This is a genomic window from Rhizobium sp. HT1-10 (assembly GCF_049472505.1).
In the GTDB taxonomy this organism is placed as follows: Bacteria; Pseudomonadota; Alphaproteobacteria; order Rhizobiales; family Rhizobiaceae; genus Rhizobium.
This window is the reverse complement of record NZ_JBCEBQ010000005.1, coordinates 271,917-290,434: the sequence shown is the minus strand read 5'-3', so window position 1 is coordinate 290,434 and position 18,518 is coordinate 271,917. Positions and strand designations below refer to the sequence as shown.

The 18,518-nt window shown below is 61.4% G+C and carries 20 protein-coding genes, 1 tRNA gene and 1 riboswitch; of the genes, 11 read left to right on the top strand and 10 right to left on the bottom strand.

Annotation, left to right across the window (positions count from 1 at the left end):
- Positions 1–10: 10 nt before the first annotated feature.
- Together VH564_RS15785 and lipB are read right to left on the bottom strand one after the other, a co-directional pair.
- Positions 11–547 carry a hypothetical protein gene (locus VH564_RS15785; protein WP_423340792.1) on the bottom strand — a complete coding sequence of 179 codons (537 nt, stop codon included), beginning with the start codon at positions 545–547 and terminating at the stop codon, positions 11–13.
- 369 nt (positions 548–916) lie between these two features.
- Positions 917–1,630 carry a lipoyl(octanoyl) transferase LipB gene (gene lipB / locus VH564_RS15780; RefSeq protein WP_423340840.1) on the bottom strand — a complete coding sequence of 238 codons (714 nt, stop codon included), beginning with the start codon at positions 1,628–1,630 and terminating at the stop codon, positions 917–919.
- Positions 1,631–1,820: 190 nt separating this feature from the next.
- Between lipB and VH564_RS15775 the strand changes: the two genes are divergently transcribed.
- The 9 genes from VH564_RS15775 to sugE all read left to right on the top strand — a co-directional run bounded on the left by VH564_RS15775 (position 1,821) and on the right by sugE (position 10,338).
- Positions 1,821–1,905: transfer RNA gene (locus VH564_RS15775), tRNA-Leu, on the top strand.
- 147 nt (positions 1,906–2,052) lie between these two features.
- Complete coding sequence (locus VH564_RS15770) at positions 2,053–3,003, top strand: DMT family transporter (RefSeq protein WP_423340791.1); 951 nt, start codon at positions 2,053–2,055, stop codon at positions 3,001–3,003.
- 84 nt (positions 3,004–3,087) lie between these two features.
- Positions 3,088–3,792 carry a hypothetical protein gene (locus tag VH564_RS15765; protein WP_423340790.1) on the top strand — a complete coding sequence of 235 codons (705 nt, stop codon included), beginning with the start codon at positions 3,088–3,090 and terminating at the stop codon, positions 3,790–3,792.
- Between the two features lie 108 nt (positions 3,793–3,900).
- Positions 3,901–5,910, top strand: a complete 2,010-nt coding sequence (locus VH564_RS15760; RefSeq protein WP_423340789.1) for an acetyl-CoA carboxylase biotin carboxylase subunit — start codon at positions 3,901–3,903, stop codon at positions 5,908–5,910.
- A gap of 102 nt (positions 5,911–6,012) precedes the next feature.
- The gene (locus VH564_RS15755; RefSeq protein ID WP_423340788.1) at positions 6,013–7,284 is read left to right on the top strand and encodes a hypothetical protein; all 1,272 of its coding nucleotides are present in this window, start codon (positions 6,013–6,015) and stop codon (positions 7,282–7,284) included.
- 128 nt (positions 7,285–7,412) lie between these two features.
- Positions 7,413–8,540 carry an S-(hydroxymethyl)glutathione dehydrogenase/class III alcohol dehydrogenase gene (locus tag VH564_RS15750; RefSeq protein WP_423340787.1) on the top strand — a complete coding sequence of 376 codons (1,128 nt, stop codon included), beginning with the start codon at positions 7,413–7,415 and terminating at the stop codon, positions 8,538–8,540.
- Between the two features lie 55 nt (positions 8,541–8,595).
- A complete protein-coding gene (locus VH564_RS15745) occupies positions 8,596–9,063 on the top strand; it encodes a YaiI/YqxD family protein (RefSeq protein ID WP_423340786.1) in 468 nt (155 codons plus the stop codon).
- Entirely contained in the window at positions 9,060–9,893 is an 834-nt protein-coding gene (gene fghA / locus VH564_RS15740; RefSeq protein WP_423340785.1) for an S-formylglutathione hydrolase, read from the top strand. The genes VH564_RS15745 and fghA overlap by 4 nt, the downstream gene beginning before the upstream one ends.
- A 130-nt stretch (positions 9,894–10,023) precedes the next feature.
- Positions 10,024–10,338, top strand: a complete 315-nt coding sequence (sugE, locus tag VH564_RS15735; RefSeq protein WP_423340784.1) for a quaternary ammonium compound efflux SMR transporter SugE — start codon at positions 10,024–10,026, stop codon at positions 10,336–10,338.
- A gap of 39 nt (positions 10,339–10,377) precedes the next feature.
- Here sugE and VH564_RS15730 read toward each other — a convergent pair whose 3' ends face one another.
- The 7 genes from VH564_RS15730 to crcB all read right to left on the bottom strand — a co-directional run bounded on the left by VH564_RS15730 (position 10,378) and on the right by crcB (position 15,968).
- Positions 10,378–10,767, bottom strand: a complete 390-nt coding sequence (locus VH564_RS15730; protein WP_423340783.1) for a DoxX family protein — start codon at positions 10,765–10,767, stop codon at positions 10,378–10,380.
- 112 nt (positions 10,768–10,879) lie between these two features.
- A complete protein-coding gene (locus tag VH564_RS15725) occupies positions 10,880–12,412 on the bottom strand; it encodes an acyl-CoA carboxylase subunit beta (RefSeq protein WP_423340782.1) in 1,533 nt (510 codons plus the stop codon).
- 60 nt (positions 12,413–12,472) lie between these two features.
- Complete coding sequence (locus VH564_RS15720) at positions 12,473–12,817, bottom strand: hypothetical protein (RefSeq protein ID WP_423340781.1); 345 nt, start codon at positions 12,815–12,817, stop codon at positions 12,473–12,475.
- A 194-nt stretch (positions 12,818–13,011) separates the two neighbouring features.
- Positions 13,012–13,800, bottom strand: a complete 789-nt coding sequence (locus VH564_RS15715; protein ID WP_423340780.1) for an ATP12 family chaperone protein — start codon at positions 13,798–13,800, stop codon at positions 13,012–13,014.
- A gap of 9 nt (positions 13,801–13,809) precedes the next feature.
- Positions 13,810–14,466, bottom strand: a complete 657-nt coding sequence (locus VH564_RS15710; protein WP_423340779.1) for an HAD-IA family hydrolase — start codon at positions 14,464–14,466, stop codon at positions 13,810–13,812.
- Positions 14,463–15,458 (bottom strand): RluA family pseudouridine synthase, encoded by a 996-nt coding sequence (locus tag VH564_RS15705; protein ID WP_423340778.1) that lies wholly within the window; start codon positions 15,456–15,458, stop codon positions 14,463–14,465. The genes VH564_RS15710 and VH564_RS15705 overlap by 4 nt, the downstream gene beginning before the upstream one ends.
- Positions 15,459–15,590: 132 nt before the next feature.
- Positions 15,591–15,968: a fluoride efflux transporter CrcB gene (crcB, locus tag VH564_RS15700; RefSeq protein ID WP_423340777.1), complete on the bottom strand. Its 378-nt coding sequence runs from the start codon at positions 15,966–15,968 to the stop codon at positions 15,591–15,593.
- Between the two features lie 158 nt (positions 15,969–16,126).
- On the opposite strand from crcB, the gene VH564_RS15695 reads away from it, so the two are divergent.
- The gene (locus tag VH564_RS15695) at positions 16,127–16,399 is read left to right on the top strand and encodes a hypothetical protein (protein WP_423340776.1); all 273 of its coding nucleotides are present in this window, start codon (positions 16,127–16,129) and stop codon (positions 16,397–16,399) included.
- Positions 16,400–16,415: 16 nt separating this feature from the next.
- Here VH564_RS15695 and VH564_RS15690 read toward each other — a convergent pair whose 3' ends face one another.
- Positions 16,416–16,949, bottom strand: a complete 534-nt coding sequence (locus VH564_RS15690) for a copper chaperone PCu(A)C (RefSeq protein ID WP_423340775.1) — start codon at positions 16,947–16,949, stop codon at positions 16,416–16,418.
- Positions 16,950–17,125: 176 nt separating this feature from the next.
- A riboswitch (glycine riboswitch) is annotated at positions 17,126–17,212 on the top strand.
- A 155-nt stretch (positions 17,213–17,367) separates the two neighbouring features.
- Here VH564_RS15690 and gcvT point away from each other — a divergent pair.
- Positions 17,368–18,504 carry a glycine cleavage system aminomethyltransferase GcvT gene (gene gcvT, locus VH564_RS15685; protein ID WP_423340774.1) on the top strand — a complete coding sequence of 379 codons (1,137 nt, stop codon included), beginning with the start codon at positions 17,368–17,370 and terminating at the stop codon, positions 18,502–18,504.
- Positions 18,505–18,518 lie beyond the last annotated feature (14 nt).

The following is an 18,518-nucleotide window of genomic DNA, read 5'->3' as shown; positions in this document are numbered from 1 at the left end:
GTGCTAGCGATCAACCCTTGAGCTTGGCGTTGCAAAGGCTGTAGTAGCCGCCGCCCTTCTGGATCCACTTGACGCCGGCAAGGGCATTCTTGGCCTTGGCATCGTGATAGGCATCGACGCAGGTGTGGAAGCGCGCCTTGCCGGCGGTCTCGGTTGCATATTTCGGTGAGATCGCCGTTGGCAGGGTCAAACCGGAGGGCGCTGCGGTCGTCGGCTTGGCCGGTTCCTTCGCAGGAGGTGCGGCTGCGTCGGGTTCGTCGTCGGTCTTGGCCACGCTTGGCTTGGCGGCTGTCGTCGTCGCCTTTGTCGGAGCGGCGGTGGTTGCGGCCGGCGCGGCAGCGGCCGGCGCGGCTGTGGCATCCGCCCCGCACTGAGCCGTCCTGTAATCGTTCCACTTCATACCGTTCAACGTGCCGGCTGCCTGAGCTGCCTTATACTTCACGCTGCACTCCTTCATCGTCAGCGCCGAGGCCGGCGTGATCGATGCGAGGGAGCCGAGAAGCGCGAAAGAAGCGAAGGATGCGAGTAAGATCGTGCGATGGGTCATGCCATGTCCTCACTTGTTGCATAGGGCTAGATATCGTCTTGCGATCCGGCTTAGTCTTCGACGGAACCGCTAAGCACGCAGACTATTGGACTGAAGGTGAACGCAGGATGACGAAAGCATGGGGTGCCGCGGAACCCTATGGCTGAACAAGCGACAGTATCGGCGCGACATGGACAAGCTGGTAGAGCAGGCCTGTAGCGACGATTAATAGCAAAATCAGCGGCATCAGCAAAGTATTGTCAATCATGGAACATTCCCCCGACTATATCATAGTGAGGATGTCTGGATTGGCAAGATCAACGGTAAGAGTTCGTTAACGATCGAGGCAACCCCTGAATCGGAGATGCTATATCTTGTTGGTCGGCGATGTCACGCCGTTGGTCCGAACACATCTTCGAAGGCGTTGCGCAAGTATAGATCGACATCGTCCATGGTGACCGGCAGGCCGAGTTCCACGAGGCTGGTAACCCCATAGCCAGAAATGCCGCAGGGCACGATCCCGGAGAAATGGTCGAGGTTCGGTTCGACGTTGAGCGAGAGCCCGTGGAACGTCACCCATTTGCGCAGCCTGATCCCCAGCGCCGCCACCTTGTCCTCGGCCATCGTCCCGTCCGGCAGAAGAGGCTTCTCCGGCCGTCTCACCCAGACGCCGACCCGGTCCTCACGCCGCTCGCCGCGAACGTTCATCGAATCGAGCGTCTTGATGATGACTTCCTCAAGAGCAGCGACAAAGGCGCGAACGTCCTGGCGGCGCCGCTTCAGGTCCAGCATGACATAGGCCACGCGCTGGCCGGGGCCGTGATAGGTGTATTCGCCGCCGCGCCCGGTGGCAAAGACCGGAAAGCGATCGGGCTCGATAAGGTCGGCGGCGTCGGCGCTCGTGCCGGCGGTATAGAGAGGCGGATGTTCGACCAGCCAGACGAGCTCATCGCTGCGTCCCTCGGCAATGGCTGCCACCTCGCTTTCCATGGTGGCGACGGCTTCATCATAGGAGACAAGACCGTCAGCGACGCGCCAGCGCACCGGCGGCGACCCGGGAATCGGAATCATGGAGAGTTCGAGATCATTGCGCAGCATCGCGATCTATCTTTCAGCGCTCATGGCAGCACCGTCTCTTCAACGCGGCGCGTTCCAAAAACCGCTATATGGAAGGTTTAGGGGATAAATTCAAATGCTTGTCACCGCTTGTGAAAAAAACGGTCATACGCCCTTGTGCCTCTCAAAGCCTTTTGCTACATGCAGCGCGCCGGAGCAATTCGGCACCTACCACGATGCGGTCGTGGCGGAATTGGTAGACGCGCAGCGTTGAGGTCGCTGTGGGGCAACCCGTGGAAGTTCGAGTCTTCTCGACCGCACCATCTCTTCTCGCCAGCTTTATGCGGCGGAACGAAGAGCTCTCATCTCAAGTCGAATATCGACTTTCGCCTCGGCGAGCCGCCAAGGTTGGAGATGTCTCTGAACAGCCCTTGATTGCATATCTTGCCTGTGGTTGAAGGCCTGACCAAATGCCAGGGCGCCCCATGCCAATAGCTGATTCTCCTTCTCAAAATCCTTTGCGCGGCATGTTGATCATGGCCGGAGCGATGATCGTGCTTCCGGTCATGGATGCGATCGCCAAATACATGGCGACCTTCGAAGCCATGTCTCCCGGCCAGGTCACCTTCTATCGATTCTTTTTTCAGATCGTCTGCACCCTGCCCCTGCTGTTTGCCGGCGGCGCCGTGCTGTCGACCAAGCGTCCCTGGATGAACCTGCTGCGCGGAGCGCTGCATGGCGCGGCGAGCCTGCTATTTTTCGTCGCGGTGAAATACATGCCGCTGGCCGACGTCTTTGCCATTTACTTCGTCGAACCCTTCATGCTGGCCTGCCTCTCGGCTCTTTTCCTCGGCGACAAAGTCGGCTGGCGACGTTGGCTTGCAATCATCGTCGGATTCGGCGGCGCGATGATCGTCATCCAGCCGAGCTTCGAGATCTTCGGCCTGAAAGCGCTGCTGCCCGTCGCCTGCGCCTTCCTCTATGCCATCTATCTTTTCATGAACCGAGCAATCGGCGAAGCCGACTCGCCGCTTGCCATGCAGACCATGGCGGGGATCGGCGGCACGATCTTCATGGCCGGCGCCCTCTTCGTCGGCAATGTCGCGGGCGCTGCGGACTTCAGCCTGTCGCTGCCGGCTTCCTGGCTGGGACTGGTGCTGCTGCTTATCCTCGGCTCCATATCCGGCTATGCCCACATCCTTGTGGTGCGCGCCTTTCGTCTGGCCCCTCTGTCACTGCTTGCGCCCTTCCAGTACTTTGAAATCATATCGGCCACCGTGCTCGGCTATGCGTTGTTCGGCGATTTCCCGAACCTGTCTAAATGGCTCGGCATCGCCATCATCGTTGGTTCCGGCCTCTTCATCATCTGGCGTGAGCGCGTACAGGCCCGATCGTTAAAAACCGCGCTATTGGCGGAATAGCCGGTTAACCGCCCTCCTTGAGGCTTTCTCAATCGCCGCAGGGTAAGGATTTTTCCAGTTTCATGAAGAAACTGGAGATAAAAGATGAGCAAGTTCCGTCTCTCTTTTCCGGCGTGGATTCTTGCCGGAAAGAGTCGGCTGTCGGCCGAAGATGTAATGACACTGCGCAGAGTGAGTTTTTCAGACGGCATCCGCACGTCCGAGGACGCGGCTCTGCTGCTGGCAATTCACCATTCCTGCCCCGAAAAATGCGACGAGTGGGATGCCTTCTTCATAGAAGCGCTGACCGATTTCGCCGTCAACAGAACCCTTCCCCAAGGATCCCTCAACGATGTCAACGTCGCCTGGCTGGTCCAAGTGCTGTCGAGCGATGGCGTCATCCATTCGCCGACCGATTTCGAAGTGCTGATGCATGTGATCGAGACATCGTCGAATGTGCCAGCGAGTCTCAGCGCCTTTGCGATCGATCAGGTCCGATATGCCCTCACCGACGGCATCGGCGCCTATCGCCATCTTCGCGTTTTCGACAGCCGGGGCGTCACCCGGCACGATGTCGATTTCATGCGCTATGTGCTGCGGAGTTCGACGGGCAAGTCCGGGATCATCCTGTCGGAAAGCGAAATCGACGCGCTCGAACGGATCGACCAGGCGACTGTCGCTTACGCCAACGATGCCCAATGGGCGGAATTGCGTGACGCGGTAAGGCTGCACAGGCAGAAGAGTGCGGGGCGTGGACGCTGGCTGCGGGTGCCCGACGAAATGTTCGTCGACAACGAGGCGGCCGCTTGACGGCGCTCCGGGTTGGCTGCGTTTTTGCGTGGCCAGCCCCTTTGCTGCATTGAACCCTCAATTGATTTACGGCTAGAACGATCGGCAGCAAGTCTGGGCGGAGCGTCGATGTTCAAGAAAATTCTGATCGCCAATCGCGGCGAGATCGCCTGTCGCGTCATCAAGACGGCGCGTCATATGGGGATTGCCACGGTCGCCGTCTACTCGGACGCCGATCGCAACGCCCTGCATGTCGAGATGGCCGACGAGACCGTGCATATCGGTCCCTCGCCGGCGACCGAAAGCTATCTCGATGCCGAGAAGATCCTTGCGGCCTGTCGCATGACGGGCGCAGAGGCCGTGCACCCCGGTTACGGCTTCCTGTCGGAGCGAGCCTCGTTCTGCGAGGCGCTGGAGGCGGAGGGCATCGTCTTCATTGGCCCGAAGCCCAAGGCGATCAAGGCGATGGGCGACAAGATCGAATCGAAGAAGTTTGCGCGAATGGCCGGGGTCTCCACGGTTCCCGGCTATCTCGGCGTCGTCGAGGATGCCGACCATGCAGAGACTATTGCTGGCGAGATCGGCTTTCCCGTGATGATCAAGGCGTCGGCCGGTGGCGGCGGCAAGGGCATGCGGATTGCCTGGAACAAGTCCGAGGTCCGCGACGGGTTTGAGCGCGCCAGTTCCGAGGCGAGGAATTCTTTCGGCGACGAGCGGCTGTTCATCGAGAAATACATCGTGGATCCGCGCCACATCGAGATCCAGGTGCTCGGCGACGGTTTTGGCACCGTGCTATACCTCGGCGAACGGGAATGCTCGATACAGCGCCGCAACCAGAAGGTCGTCGAGGAGGCACCCTCGCCCTTTCTTGACGCAGCCACCCGAAAAGCCATGGGCGAGCAATCGGTGGCCCTGGCCAAGGCTGTCGATTACCAAAGTGCCGGGACCGTCGAATTCATCGTCGACAGCGAGCGCAATTTCTACTTTCTCGAGATGAATACCCGTCTGCAGGTGGAGCATCCGGTTACCGAACTCATCACCGGTATCGACCTTGTCGAGCAGATGATCCGGGTTGCCGCAGGCAGGCCGCTGTCTTTCGCGCAGAGCGATGTGACGTTGACAGGCTGGGCGATCGAGAGCCGCGTCTATGCGGAAGATCCCTACCGCAATTTCCTGCCGTCGATCGGCCGTCTCACCCGCTACCGGCCGCCTGAGGAGAGCCGCACTGCGGACACGGCGCTGCGCAACGATACCGGCGTGTTCGAAGGCGCCGAAGTCTCGATGTTCTACGACCCGATGGTAGCAAAGCTCTGCACCTGGGCGCCGGAGCGCCTCCAGGCGATCGAGGCGATGGGCGAGGCGCTGGACGGCTTCGTTATCGACGGCATCGAGCACAACATTCCTTTTCTCTCGGCTCTGATGAAACATCCCCGCTGGCGCGAGGGTCGCCTCTCCACAGGCTTCATCGCGGAAGAATATCCCGATGGCTTCGCCCCGGTGCAGCCTGACGCGACGCAGACGGCAGTGCTCGTCGCTGTGGCCGGAAGCTGCGGCCGGATCGACGACATGCGTCGTCAGCGCTACGCCGATCGCCTGCGACCAGCCGTCGACGCTTCGGCAGTCGAAAGGGTCGTGAAACTGAATGCGAGCTATCACCCCGTGCGCTACACAGAGGAAAGCGAGGCGGGGCCCTATAAGGTTGTCCTTGAGATGGACGGTGCGAAAGCGTCCGTCGTCACCAGCTGGAGACCTGGTGACGCGATCTGGCAAGGCAGTGTGGACGGCCGTTCGATCACCTTCCAGACACGGCAGCAATCAAACGGCCTGCGGTTGGACTGGCAGGGCCTCTCGGTTACTGCCCGCCTGTTCACGCCACGCCAGGCGGAGTTGGACCGCCTGATGCCCGTCAAGCTCCCGCCTGATACCTCGCAGGTCCTGCTTTGCCCGATGCCGGGCCTGCTTGTTTCGCTTGCGGTGGCCGAAGGCCAATTGGTCAAGGCCGGCGAGACGCTGGCGGTCGTCGAGGCCATGAAGATGGAGAACGTGCTGCGGGCCGAACGGGACCTCAAGGTTGCCACGATCGAGGCGATGCCGGGCGACAGCCTCGCCGTTGACGCCGTGATCATGACCTTTGCCTGACCTGCAATTCAGGTAAGATTTTAGCGACTATTGGACCGCCTTTCTTAAGCGGCGGCGGCCATAAAGGGAGCGAAATGGGCATAGGCGCCTTGAGGAACATTCGTGTCATCGCCCTACTCCGCGATCCTTTTGCTGACGATTAATCTGGGTTTGCTGTGGTTGCTGATGGCGGCCCCCGTCGGCACGCGCACTCTACGTGTCAGCCGCCGGTTCAGCCACGCCGCCGAACGTCTGTGGAGCGCCGTCGATCCCACGGGCGCCGAGGCCGATTGGCATCATAATATTCTTTCCAGCCGCCAGTTGCCGGAGAGACCGGGTGTGATCGAGCAGATCTACCGCAATCTCGACCGCAAGGGCCGGCCGATCCGTCGCCTGCTTGTCGTCCAGCCTCTGACGCAGCCGGATGGAGGCGTCGCTTACGGCTATGTCGCGACGGTGGTGGATGACAGCGCGCTCGACATCCGTTTCTGGAGGCATTTCAGGGAGCGTCGTGAAATCGTCGCCACCGCCGATGGCGCCGCGCTGACCGTCGAGCAGACCGACACCTATCGCGGGTTTGCCTTCCTGATCTTCCGCTACTTTGTGCTACGCCGCGAAATGCGCGCCTTCGAAGGCTGGCTCAACACGGGCCACTCCACGCCCAACGGCGTCTTCGAGCACCCGCTCATGCAGATCATGCTCGCCGTCCTCTCGACGGTGCTGCTGTGGCCGTTTTTCGGATTAAACCAGGCGGGACTGATGATCTCGATCTTCCTGACCCTTGTCATCGTCCTGCACGAGCTGGGCCATCTGGCTGCCTACCGCACCTTCGGCCATGGGAAGGTGCGGATGATCTTCATCCCGCTGTTGGGCGGCGTTGCCATTGGCGGCCGTCCCTATAACAGCCTGTTCGAGGTGGCGACCTGCGCCTTGATGGGCCCCGGCATGTCGGCCTTCCTGGTGCCCTTGCTGATTGCAGCCATCGACGCTTCGCAGGTGGGCTGGCTGCCGGCTGAGGGGCGCGGCCCGTTTCTGGTCTTCCTCCTCATTCTCGGCGCCTTCAACCTGCTCAACCTGCTGCCGATGTACCGTTTCGACGGCGGACAGGTCCTCCGACAGATTTTCACCCAACGTTCGAGCCTGATCGGCGGCAGTTTCGTCGTCACCATCGCCATTCTCACCGTAGGCTGGTCGATCGGTCTCACCGCCAATGCACTCCTCGCAGCCCTCGCCGTCTTTACGCTGCTCAGCCTGATCGGCTTCGGATCGATCAAGCCGAGGGACGAATTGGAAAAGATGTCGACGCGTGAGCGGATGCTTGTCGCCTTCGGGCTTTATGCCGCCGTCGGCATGCATGCCTATGCGGTCATCTATGCCGGCCAAGCTCTCTTCTGAGACATTGCCCGGCGCAGATGGCGGCTCCGTGCTGCCGCCCGCAGCCCATTTTTCGCTTGAGCCTCAGGCGGGCGCCGTGCAATGTCGCCCCACTCGACAATCCAGTGCAAATCACCAGGAGACAGACGATGGACGTACGCGCCGCCGTTGCCGTTCAGGCAGGAAAACCGCTCGAAATCATGACCGTCCAGCTCGAAGGCCCCCGCGCCGGCGAAGTGCTGATCGAAGTCAAGGCGACCGGCATCTGCCACACCGATGATTTCACCCTGTCTGGCGCCGACCCGGAAGGCCTGTTTCCCGCCATTCTCGGCCATGAGGGCGCCGGCATCGTTGTCGACGTCGGCCCCGGCGTTACCTCGGTCAAGAAGGGCGACCACGTCATTCCGCTCTACACGCCGGAATGCCGCGAATGCTATTCTTGCCTGTCGCGCAAGACCAACCTGTGCACCGCGATCCGCTCGACCCAGGGCCAGGGCCTGATGCCGGATGGCACCTCGCGCTTTTCGATCGGCAAGGACAAGATCCATCACTACATGGGCTGCTCGACCTTCGCGAATTTCACCGTCCTGCCCGAGATCGCCGTCGCCAAGGTCAATCCCGACGCGCCTTTCGACAAGATCTGCTACATCGGCTGCGGCGTGACCACAGGCATCGGTGCCGTGATCAATACCGCCAAGGTTGAGATCGGCTCCACCGCCATCGTCTTCGGCCTCGGCGGCATCGGCCTGAACGTGCTGCAGGGCCTCCGGCTCGCCGGTGCCGACATGATCATCGGCGTCGATCTTAACAACGACCGCAAGGCCTGGGGCGAGAAATTCGGCATGACGCACTTCGTCAATCCGAAGGACGTCGGCGACGATATCGTGCCCTACCTCGTCAACCTGACCAAGCGCAACGGCGACACGATCGGCGGCGCCGATTACACCTTCGACTGCACCGGCAACACCAGGGTGATGCGCCAGGCGCTTGAGTCGTCGCATCGTGGCTGGGGCAAGTCCGTCGTCATCGGCGTTGCCGGCGCCGGCCAGGAAATCTCCACCCGCCCCTTCCAGCTGGTCACCGGCCGCTCCTGGATGGGCACGGCCTTCGGCGGCGCGCGCGGCCGCACCGACGTGCCGAAAATCGTCGACTGGTACATGGACGGCAAGATCCAGATCGATCCGATGATCACCCATACGATGCCGCTCGAAGACATCAACAAGGGCTTCGACATGATGCACAAGGGCGAGAGCATCCGCGGCGTCGTCCTGTACTGAGGTGTTCGAGGATGGCCCTGCCGGCCATCCTCGCTTTTGAATATCGGACTGCAAGATGATTTACGTCGATGCCGACGCCTGCCCGGTCAAGCCGGAGGTCCTCAAGGTCGCCGAGCGGCACAATCTCGAGGTGACCTTCGTCGCCAATTCCGGCCTGCGACCGTCCCGTGATCCGATGATCAAGAACGTGATCGTCTCCAACGGTTTCGACGCCGCCGACGACTGGATCGCCGAGCATTGCGGCCCGGGCGATGTCGTCGTGACCGCGGATGTGCCGCTGGCCGGCCGTTGCGTGGCGACTGGCGCATTGGTTACCGGTCCGACGGGGCGGGTCTTCGACACGGGCAATATCGGCATGGCAACGGCGATGCGAGATCTCGGTGCCCATCTGCGCGAGACCGGCGAGAGCAAGGGCTACAATGCCGCCTTCTCGCCTCGCGACCGCTCCAGCTTTCTTGAAACATTCGACCGGCTGTGCCGGCGGGCCAAGGCCCACGTTCCCCCGATTGGAGATCCCATATGAAGGTTCATTCGCAGGTTACCGTGTTCGGCGGCATGCAGGGCGTCTACTCGCACGATTCGCAAGCGTGCCAGTGCGAGATGACATTCGCCGTCTTCGTGCCGCCGCAGGCCATCGAGCGGCCCTGCCCGGTCGTCTGGTTTCTGTCCGGCCTCACCTGCACCCATGCGAACGTCATGGAAAAAGGTGAATATCGCCGCATGGCGGCCGAACTCGGACTGATCGTCGTCTGCCCGGATACCAGCCCGCGCGGCAACGACGTGCCTGACGAGATCACCAACTGGCAAATGGGCAAGGGCGCGGGGTTCTACCTCGATGCGACCGAGGCGCCATGGGCCGAAAACTTTCAGATGTACACTTATATAACTGAGGAACTGCCGGCGCTGGTCGCCCAGCATTTCCGCGTCGATCTCTCTCGCCAGGGCATCTTCGGTCACTCGATGGGCGGCCATGGTGCCTTGACGATCGCCCTGAAGAACCCGGAGCGTTTCCGTAGTTGCAGCGCTTTTGCCCCGATCGTCGCGCCGATGACGGCTGACTGGTCGGTCGACGCCTATCGCAAATATCTAGGCGAGGACCAGGCCACCTGGCGCCAGTACGACGCCTGCGCCCTGGTTGAGGACGGCGCCCGTTTTCCCGAGATCCTGATCGACCAGGGCAAGGCCGACGGCTATCTCGAAACCGGCTTGCGTCCGTGGCTGTTCGAAAAGGCGGTCGAAACGTCAGGCATGGCACTCACGCTGCGCATGCAGGACCGTTACGACCACTCCTACTATTTCATCTCGACTTTCATGGACGACCATTTGAAATGGCATGCGGCGCGGCTCGCCTAACGGTCGTCTGCAGGCTTGAAATCCATCGCTGCGGGACGCATATCAGTCGTCTCGCGGACGACCGCGGCGCGGCTGGAATCGCCCCGCGACCCCGGCGGGGACGACCTCGCTTTTGTCAAAGGAGAGACAAATGGCCTGGATACTGCTCGTTCTTGCCGGCATTCTTGAAATCGGCTGGGCCATCGGCCTGAAATACACCGACGGACTGACACGCCCCCTTCCAACGTTCCTGACCGCAGTCTCGATGGTGGCGAGCGTCTGCCTGCTCGGGCTCGCGGTCAAAACCCTGCCGCTCGGCACGGCCTATGCGGTCTGGACGGGCATCGGCACGATCGGGACTGTACTGCTGGGGATCTGGCTGCTCGGCGAGCCCGCGACGGCGGCTCGGCTCGGCTGCATCGCTCTCATCGTGGCCGGTATAGCCGGCCTGAAGCTCACGGCCTGAGGAAGGACTGCGGAGCGCTATTGCTCCGCAGTTTTCAACTCACTTCTTGCGGTTATCGAGCGCGAGGAAGCCCGGGCCGGAAAAGACGAAGAACAGGAAGACGAAGCAGAACAGGATCGCGGCATCGCCATCGTTGTTGACCGGGAAGAAGCTCTTCGGTGCGTGCGCCATGAAATAGGCGACAGCCATGTTGCCGCACAGAATGAACGCAACCGGACGCGTGAACAGACCGAACAGGAACAGCAAGCCGCCAAAGGCTTCCAGGATACCCTGCGTCAGCGACAGGGCCGTCAGGGCACCGGCATGCTCGCCGTCCGGAAAGGCGAAAAGCTTCTGCGTGCCGTGCTCGATGAACTGCAGCGCGGTCATGATGCGCAGGACGGCAAGGGCGTAGGGTTGGTATTGGTTCAGGCGGTCGAAAAGTGCCATAAAAATCTCCAGTTTAAAGCTCCCGTCCAACGGTTAGCCGCAACCTTCGATTCCAAGAACACAAAGCTTCTGACGCACCATCAATTTTTCGTGTAGAATCCGCGACTTGTCGTCACAGCGGGATATTGTCGTGCTTCTTCCAGGGATTTGACAGGTCCTTGTTGCGCAGCATCTTTAGAGCCCGCGCCAGGCGGCGCCGGGTCGAATGGGGCATGATCACCTCATCGACATAGCCCCGCTCGGCCGCGACGAAGGGCGACAGGAACCGGTCCTCGTACATCTTGGTGTGGGCTGCGATCTTCTCGGGATCGGCAATGTCCTTGCGGAAGATGATCTCCACCGCGCCCTTGGCACCCATGACAGCGATCTGCGCCGTTGGCCAGGCGTAGTTGATGTCGCCGCGCAGATGCTTGGATGCCATCACGTCATAGGCGCCGCCGAAAGCCTTGCGGGTGATCACCGTCAATTTCGGGACCGTCGCCTCTGCATAGGCGAACAGCAGCTTGGCCCCATGCTTGATCAGGCCGCCATATTCCTGCGCCGTCCCCGGCAGAAAGCCGGGCACGTCGACGAAGGTAACGATCGGAATATTGAAGCAATCGCAGAAGCGCACGAAACGGGCAGCCTTGCGAGAGGCGTCGCTGTCGAGGACGCCGGCCAGCACCATCGGCTGATTGGCGACGAAGCCGACGGTAGAGCCCTCGATCCGGCCGAAGCCGCAGACGATGTTCTTGGCAAAGCTCTCCTGGATTTCGAAAAAGTCGCCCTCGTCGGCAACCTTGAGGATGAGTTCCTTGATGTCATAGGGCTTGTTGGCGTTGTCGGGGATCAAGGTATCCAGCGACATGTCCATGTCGGTCACCGACTGGTGATATTCGATCTGAGGGATTTGCGCCGTGTTCGAGAGAGGCAGCAAGTCGATCAGCCGGCGGACCTGCAGCAGGGTGTCGATGTCGTTATCATAGGCGCCGTCGGCGATAGACGACCGGGTTGTGTGGATCGAGGCACCGCCGAGCTGCTCGGCCGTCACAGTTTCGTTGGTCACCGTCTTGACGACATCCGGACCGGTCACGAACATGTAGGACGTATCACGAACCATGAAAATGAAGTCGGTCATGGCGGGCGAATAGACGTCACCGCCGGCGCAGGGTCCCATGATCACCGAAATCTGCGGGATGACGCCTGATGCCAGCACATTGCGCTGGAAGACTTCGGCGTAGCCGCCAAGTGCCGCTACGCCTTCCTGGATGCGGGCGCCGCCGGCGTCGTAGAGACCGATGATTGGCGCCCGGTTTTTCAGCGCCATATCCTGAAGCTTGATGATTTTTTCCGCGTGGGCCTCGGACAGCGACCCCCCGAAAACGGTGAAATCCTTGGCGAAGACAAACACTGTGCGGCCGTTGACGGTACCCCATCCGGTCACCACGCCGTCGCCAGCGATGCGATTGTCCTGCATCCCGAAGTCGCTGGAGCGATGCTGGACGAACATGCCGAATTCTTCGAATGACCCTTCGTCGAGCAAGACGTCGATCCGCTCGCGGGCCGTCAGCTTTCCGCGTGCGTGCTGCGCATCGATGCGTGCCTGCCCTCCACCCAACCGCGCAGCCTCGCGACGAGCGGCAAGTTCCTCCAGAATGTCTTTCATGTGTGCAGCCTCAAGTCCAAACGCTTCGTGTATCCGCCGTTAATCGCGCGACCGCTTCCGTCAGTTATCGGGCCGTGGCGTCGTCAGCGAATAGACCGCGCGGATGCGGCCGGCGATATCCTCCGCCATCAGATCCTCGACGGCGGCGCTATCGGCGGAAAAGGTCGTGGATTCGAACGAGTTGACGGAGACGACCGATCCCGTGTCGACCGAACTGGCGTCGATGTCGACCTTCGCCGCGTTACGGTCCTTCTGGTAGCCTTGCGAACGCTCGGACTGCGTGATGCGAATCGTCAGCGTAACGGCGCCGTCGGTCGTGTTGTGGCGCGTGGCAGCGATGGCGGCATTGACCCTCGATCCGACCTCGGCGAGCAAGGTCGGAGAAGCGCCCGTGCTGGAAATCACCGTGGCGCTCCTGACATCGTAAATCGGACCAGGAGGCGGGGTGAGCGATGGGACGCGAAAGCAGGAGGACACCAGCATGCACGCTGCTAAGGCTGGTAGGATCAAGATGTTATGCGAAGAACTGATTTTAATGCCGACCATTGCGCCCTGCCCGTTGCCAACCAACTTTCGCTATAACGGGCTGGAAATCAACACTATTCCGCCAAGGCGTGGCGAAAAACATCGGCTGCGGTCATAAATTCGGCAAGGCGCAGTGCACGGCGATGTTCTGCCTCTGCATCGCTGCCCCATTGCTGGCTGGTCCAGTCCTCGTCCAGATGCGCCAGAGACCAGGCATCCTCGGCTGAAAGCCGGCTTTCCGCAAAGGCTAGGCTGAGGATCGCGGAGCCCATCAAGGTCGTCATCGTGTGGAGGCCCGCCAATTGCAGCGGCGTGGCATAGTTCGAAAGCCTTTGCCGGAACGCATCGACTGCTTCCTTCGGCTGCTCGCGATGCATCACCCCTTCAACCAGCAGAAACGTCGCCCCGAGGGCTTCCGCCGCCCAGGCCAGTACAGGATCCCAGCGCTCCGCCTGTCGCCGGACGAGTTCGGTGGGCGTTGCCGCGCGATAGCAGAGCAGATCGATGCCGGCATAGCGGACGATGTCGTCGGAGACGGCCTGCGGGTCGCTGGCTATGCCGTCGATGGCCGTGTTGACCATCCGCGTCAGCGGCATCGTCATGGGGTCGATGACCTCGACCTGGGCTCGCCATTCCTCCGCGATGCCGGCGGCAAGCGTCGCATTCGGAACCGCCAGGGCATTGCGCGCCGGCGTTTTCACCGGTCGTCCGTCCAGCTTGACGGCAAACCCGCCCTCGCCTTCGGACACCGAAACCTCCGCGTAGAACCGCTTCGGCAGCGGCTTCTTCATCGCGATCTGGGCGCGGCGCACCGGATCCGGATCGCTGAGTTGCTGGGTAAAATCGGTCAGATCTTCGCGCATCGGATAGCCTCAGACAATGTGGCTCAGCAGGTCGTTCGGATGGTGGGCAATGGCGTCCGCGCCGCTGGCCAACAAATCCTCGATATTGGCATAGCCCCAGGATACGCCGATTGCGGTGGCGCCGGCGGCTTTCGCCATCTGCATATCGTAAATGGCGTCACCGATAACAATGGTATCGTGCGCGGAAACGCCTGTCTGCTCGCAGCATTCCGTCACCATGGCCGGATGCGGCTTGGACGGGCAATCATCCGCGGTGCGCGACACGACGAAATGCGGCGTGAAGCCGTACATGTCGAGAATCTGCGTGAGGCCGCGACGGGATTTCCCCGTTACGGCGCCGATCAGCAGTTCGTCTTTGCGGGTCACCAGCGTGTCGATCAGTCGCTGTATCCCGTCGAACAACGGTGTCTCCATCCCGGGCTCATCGCGCACGTCGCTGTAGATCGCCTTGTAGTGGGCCATCATAGCAAGCGCTTCGTCGTCGACATGCTGACGGCCAAGCATCCGCGCGATTGCGATGTCGAGCGTCAGGCCGATGATCGATTTGGTCAAAGCAATATTCGGCCGCTTATGCTTGAACTCGACGAAGGTGCGCGCCATCACCTCATGGATCAGCTGCGCGCTGTCGACAAGCGTGCCGTCGCAGTCAAAGAGAACCAGTTTCATTCGTCGTCTGTCTCGTAAGGCGAGAGATCGAAGCCAAGCAGGTTCCAGGTCTGAACCATGTGCGGCGGCAGGGGTGCGGTGACGCGCAGGCGCCCGCCGCTCGGGTGGGGAATGTCGATGTGGCGGGCATGCAGATGCAGCCGCTTCTGGACGCCGCCGGGGAAATCCCAGTTGTGGTCTTCGATGAAATATTTCGGATCGCCGATGATCGGATGGCCCATGCTCAGCGCATGCACGCGCAGCTGGTGGGTGCGGCCGGTATAGGGCTCCATCTCCAGCCAGGCCATCGTCTGGGCCGCCGTCTCCAGCACCCGATAATAGCTGATCGCATGATCCGCGCCGTCTTCGCCGTGCTTGGCAACCCGCATGCGGTCGCCGTCAGGCGTCGCTTCCTTGACCAGCCAGCTGGAGATCTTGTCCTCGTGCTTGCGCGGCACACCCTTGACCAGCGACCAGTAGGTTTTCTTGGTATCCCGCTCGCGAAAGGCAGTGGCCAGCTTCTGGGCAGCACCCCGGGTGCGCGCGACGACGATGACACCTGATGTATCGCGGTCGAGGCGATGTACCAGGCGCGGCTTTTCGCCCTTCTTGCTGGTCCAGGCTTCGAGCATCTTGTCGAGGTGCCGATGCAGGCCGGAGCCGCCCTGCACGGCAAGGCCGGCTGGCTTGTTCAGGACGAAGACCTTTTCGTCCTCGTGCAGCAGCATGCGGGCGAGAAGATCGGCATCGTCGTCGTTCTTGAGATCGCCGCCGCTGATCGGGCCGCCCTTAATGACCTTCTCGTCGATGTCCATCGGCGGGATGCGGACGGTCTGCCCGAATTGCACGCGCGCGTCCGTCTTGACGCGGCCGCCATCGACACGCACCTGCCCCGAGCGCAGCAGCTTCTGCAGCTGCCCGAAGCCCAGACCCGGAAAATGCACCTTGAACCAGCGGTCGAGGCGCATGCCCGACTCTTCCGGCTCGACTATTCTATGCTCAATCCCGGCCATGCTTCTTCTTTCATACGGTGGGGTCGGCCTAAGCCGGCCTTTTGCCGTCGCTTTAGAGCATTTTTCGACAAAGTGGAAATCGGAATTGTGCGCCAGGCGCGTTTGTTGCGGCTGGAACGCCCATTTTTGTGACTAGGTGAGTGCCCGCGCAACCGAAAGACCGGCAAAGACCATGACCAGCGACACTCCGACACTGACCACGACATACAATGCGGCAACGCCGATGCTGCCGCGTTCAATCAGCGCCAGCGTATCCAGGGAGAAGGAGGAGAAGGTGGTGAATCCTCCAAGAATGCCGGTCATCAGCAACAGGCGCAACTCGACCGAGCCGCCGAACTTGCGCACGATCATCTCCGCAAACAGGCCGATCACGAAAGAGCCGACGACGTTCACCGTCAGCGTTCCCCACGGAAAGGTGGGCCCTGCCAGCCGGAGGCTCCAGACGCCGACATAGTATCTCAGGACGGAACCGATTGCGCCGCCGAAGGCGACCAGCAGAACTTGAAACATGGAACGCTGATATCGGAGGAAAGACAGGCTGCCAATAAGAATTCGGAACGCGGCACAAATGTGGACATCGTTAAAATGTCATTGATTGATTTAGCCCCGTGCGAAGCTTGCTGCGGTAGAATACCGTCTTCGCAAGTCTTAATAGCTGGACATCTGGAATGGTCGAGGTCGTCAACGTTTCTGCCTATATGGTCGCCTGGGCCGCCGATGCTGCGAAGCAGCCGACACTCGTCCCCACGACGATCGCCCAGCGCACTGCGCGAAAAGAGGCGCTTCGTCGTGAGCGCGGCGATGTCGACGAAAGTGATGTCGAAAGCATTTCACCGATCATCCAGGCAACGACGATCGGACTGGACCTGATGAACGAAGGCAGCCGCCAGCCCCGTTCCACCTTGCAGAACGCACTCGATTCCTATGCCGAAAACGACTGAAGCGGTTGTTAGTCTGCTAGTTGCCGCTCGCTGAGACCACCGGCAATGTCAGCTTTACAGGCCCAGCCTTTTCAAAGGTCAGGGTTACAGGGACAGAGGCACCCTGCTTGAAGGGGACTTCAATCTTCTTGAACATCATGTGCAGCCCGTTCGGCGCCAGCCGCACCGTGGCGCCGGTCGGGATGGGAATACCGGTCTTCAACTCGCGCATGCGCATGATATTGTCTTTCATTGTCATCTCATGCAGCTCCACCACGCCGGCCGCCGGCGAAGAGACGGAAACCAGCCTGTCACTTGCGCCGCCATTGTGGATGGAAACGTAGCCTCCGCCGACCGGCTGTCCTGGCAGCATTGCCTTCACATAGCCGCCGCTGAGCTCGAGATCGCCCGCCTTCAACGCTGCCGTAGCACCGGCCTCCGTAGCCGGCTCCATTGCCATTCCGGCCATGCCACCCATGCCGTCACTCTGCTGGGCCGAAGCGCTGGCAACCGACATCAGGAGGAGCACTGATAACAGCAGGGCACGGCCCTCGGTGAAACTGAACTGCATTGGCTGCTCCCACTGACGCGACATTATTTGGCATTGCTGCCCAACGATTAGCCGAATTGCCTCGGCTTGCAAGGCCGTCCCGCTGTTATGTTCTGCTCCCGGGCCGCCGCGACAAAAAACTGCCGGATCGCGACATTTCCCCTTGCCAAGCAAGGCGGCCGCCCGATAATGGCAAGTCAACCCGATTGGGAGAATCCGGCGATGCCGGTGCCGAAGGAGCAACCGCCCCGGAAACTCTCAGGCCCAAGGACCAGTCGGGGGCAGACGAAACTCTGGAGAGAAGCACTGCTTAGACAGTGCTCGCCGAAGGGATAACAATCTCAGGCAAAGGGACAGAGGGGGCTCATCACCAAGGCGCAGCCGCGCCGGTATTCATGAGCCCGCATTTCCAAGGAAGTGCAAACGCCGGAGGCGTCGTTTGACCGAGACAGTTGCCCTCAAGAAAACCGCGCTGCACGCGCTGCACCTGGCGCTTGGCGCCCGTATGGTGCCGTTTGCCGGCTACGACATGCCGGTGCAATATCCTGCCGGCGTCCTGAAGGAGCATCTCCAGACCCGCTCCGCCGCCGGTCTGTTCGACGTGTCGCACATGGGCCAGATCATCATCCGCGCCCGCTCCGGCACCTACGAGGATGCAGCGCTGGCGCTGGAGACCCTGGTGCCGGTCGATATCCTCGGCCTGAAGCAGGGCCGTCAACGTTATGGCTTCTTCACTGACGACAATGGTGGAATTCTCGACGACCTGATGATCGCCAATCGCGGCGACCATCTTTTCGTCATCGTCAATGCCGGCTGCAAGGACGCCGATCTCGCCCATCTGCAGAAGCATATCGGCGATCGTTGCGAGATCACGATGCTGGACAGGGCGCTCGTCGCTCTGCAGGGCCCGCGCGCGGAAGCAGCCCTGTCCGAGCTCTGGCCCGGCCTCGCCCAAATGAAGTTCATGGATGTCCGCGATGTCAGCCTGCATGATGTCGCATGCCTGGTGTCGCGCTCCGGCTACAGCGGCGAGGACGGCTACGAGATCTCCATTCCCGCCGACAAGGCAGAGACAGTCGTCAAGTGGTTGCTGGATCATCCCGACGTCCAGCCGATTGGGCTCGGCGCCCGCGACTCACTGCGGCTCGAGGCGGGTCTCTGCCTCTACGGCAACGATATCGACACAACCACGTCTCCGGTCGAGGCAGGCCTTGAATGGGCCATCCAGAAGGTCCGTCGCAACGGCGGTGCCCGTGCTGGCGGCTTTCCCGGCGCGGCCCGTATTCTAGCCGAACTGGACCATGGCGCCCCGCGCCGCCGCGTCGGATTGAAGCCCGAGGGCAAGGCGCCCGTGCGTGGCCACGCCAAGCTCTACGCCGATGCCGAAGGCAAGACCGAGATCGGCGAGGTCACCTCCGGCGGCTTCGGGCCGAGCGCCGATGGCCCGGTGGCGATGGGCTATGTGCCCTCGACCAGCGCCACCCCCGGCACGCAGATTTTCGCCGAGGTGCGCGGCAAGTTCCTGCCCCTCAATGTCACCGCCCTGCCTTTCGTCACCCCCACCTACAAGCGCTGAGCGCCATCTTCCAG

What these genes read in the sequence shown, in the direction of transcription:
- VH564_RS15785 (WP_423340792.1), bottom strand. Translation starts at nt 547, where the DNA reads ATGACCCATCGCACGATCTTACTCGCATCCTTCGCTTCTTTCGCGCTT.
- VH564_RS15770 (WP_423340791.1), top strand. Translation starts at nt 2,053, where the DNA reads ATGCCAGGGCGCCCCATGCCAATAGCTGATTCTCCTTCTCAAAATCCT.
- VH564_RS15765 (WP_423340790.1), top strand. Translation starts at nt 3,088, where the DNA reads ATGAGCAAGTTCCGTCTCTCTTTTCCGGCGTGGATTCTTGCCGGAAAG.
- VH564_RS15760 (WP_423340789.1), top strand. Translation starts at nt 3,901, where the DNA reads ATGTTCAAGAAAATTCTGATCGCCAATCGCGGCGAGATCGCCTGTCGC.
- VH564_RS15750 (WP_423340787.1), top strand. Translation starts at nt 7,413, where the DNA reads ATGGACGTACGCGCCGCCGTTGCCGTTCAGGCAGGAAAACCGCTCGAA.
- VH564_RS15745 (WP_423340786.1), top strand. Translation starts at nt 8,596, where the DNA reads ATGATTTACGTCGATGCCGACGCCTGCCCGGTCAAGCCGGAGGTCCTC.
- fghA (WP_423340785.1), top strand. Translation starts at nt 9,060, where the DNA reads ATGAAGGTTCATTCGCAGGTTACCGTGTTCGGCGGCATGCAGGGCGTC.
- sugE (WP_423340784.1), top strand. Translation starts at nt 10,024, where the DNA reads ATGGCCTGGATACTGCTCGTTCTTGCCGGCATTCTTGAAATCGGCTGG.
- VH564_RS15730 (WP_423340783.1), bottom strand. Translation starts at nt 10,767, where the DNA reads ATGGCACTTTTCGACCGCCTGAACCAATACCAACCCTACGCCCTTGCC.
- VH564_RS15725 (WP_423340782.1), bottom strand. Translation starts at nt 12,412, where the DNA reads ATGAAAGACATTCTGGAGGAACTTGCCGCTCGTCGCGAGGCTGCGCGG.
- VH564_RS15715 (WP_423340780.1), bottom strand. Translation starts at nt 13,800, where the DNA reads ATGCGCGAAGATCTGACCGATTTTACCCAGCAACTCAGCGATCCGGAT.
- VH564_RS15710 (WP_423340779.1), bottom strand. Translation starts at nt 14,466, where the DNA reads ATGAAACTGGTTCTCTTTGACTGCGACGGCACGCTTGTCGACAGCGCG.
- VH564_RS15705 (WP_423340778.1), bottom strand. Translation starts at nt 15,458, where the DNA reads ATGGCCGGGATTGAGCATAGAATAGTCGAGCCGGAAGAGTCGGGCATG.
- crcB (WP_423340777.1), bottom strand. Translation starts at nt 15,968, where the DNA reads ATGTTTCAAGTTCTGCTGGTCGCCTTCGGCGGCGCAATCGGTTCCGTC.
- VH564_RS15695 (WP_423340776.1), top strand. Translation starts at nt 16,127, where the DNA reads ATGGTCGAGGTCGTCAACGTTTCTGCCTATATGGTCGCCTGGGCCGCC.
- VH564_RS15690 (WP_423340775.1), bottom strand. Translation starts at nt 16,949, where the DNA reads ATGCAGTTCAGTTTCACCGAGGGCCGTGCCCTGCTGTTATCAGTGCTC.